The organism is Oleiphilus sp. HI0117, assembly GCF_001635235.1.
The window spans coordinates 1-1,018 of sequence record NZ_LWGA01001357.1 but is presented as its reverse complement, the minus strand read 5'-3'; the positions used below and the strand labels follow the sequence as shown (position 1 = coordinate 1,018).

Annotated in this window: 1 protein-coding gene; it reads right to left on the bottom strand. The window is 44.5% G+C overall.

The window, feature by feature from the left end:
- Positions 1 to 235 precede the first annotated feature (235 nt).
- On the bottom strand, positions 236 to 994 hold the full coding sequence (locus tag A3757_RS23305; RefSeq protein WP_068514509.1) for a LytTR family DNA-binding domain-containing protein: 759 nt from the start codon (positions 992 to 994) through the stop codon (positions 236 to 238).
- Positions 995 to 1,018: the final 24 nt, after the last annotated feature.

Sequence of the window (1,018 nt, the reverse complement as noted above, 5' to 3'; positions counted from 1 at the left end):
GCTTGGTCATTGTTGATGTGTGTGTGTTGTTCAAATCGTCCACTCCATTTGATGAAGACTACCTATTCAATGATAAGAGATCTCCCTGTAGCGGTGTGTAACATTTGGTTGGATCGAGAGGGTATTTCGAAAAACTTCATTTATTGAGGTAAAGAGAGAGGATAAAGTGTGAACAGGTTCTCTAAGTTGTTGAGTGGAAGCTCATTTTTATTCTAGAAGGTGCTTAGTTGCAGTCTTAGGCTTGAAAGGATTGTTCACTTATTCTTTGCTTGAGTTCGCTTACGTGTCGACGACTGACGAGAATGCGAAAGTCGGTATTGCGTATATGTATGTAGTAGTGGCCATCGGAGCTCTTGTGCATTGCTGAGATGTGTTTGGCATTGACCAGTGTATTGCGATGGGCACGCAGGAGCTTGTCTGGGTGAGCTTGTTCCAACTCCTTTAATGTTTGGTCACTTAGGGTTTCACCGTTTGCATGGACAACGGTAAGGTACTTCTGTTCGGATCTAAAAAAGTAAATCGAGTCGAAAGGAAGTAACTCCTGGCCTTGCCAACTGTGTGCGACAAAATGAGCTTCTTCGTTACTATCCTGCTCCTTGATAGATTTTAGCTGCAGTTGATTAACATGCTTTGCTTGAGCCAGAGCACTTTCCAGCTCTTCGCCTCGAACGGGTTTTAACAAGTAACCCATGGCCTGCTTTTTAAAGGCGTCGATGGCATACTCGTCATAGGCGGTGCAAAAGATCATGGCAGGAGGGTGCGGCTTTTTTGCCAGAGCGCTGGCCACTTCCAGGCCATCAATACCTGGCATTCTGATATCCAGAAGCGCAATATCAGGCTTAAGCTCCTCAATCCGTACCAAGGCTTGTTCACCATTTTCAGCTTCACCGCAAACCTGATAGTTACAATTTCGTTCAATTAAACGCTTTAGGCGCTCTCTTGCCAAGCTCTCATCATCGACGATAAATACACTAATAGGGCTGTTTGCTGTCATATCTTAGTTAACCGGAATACGTAA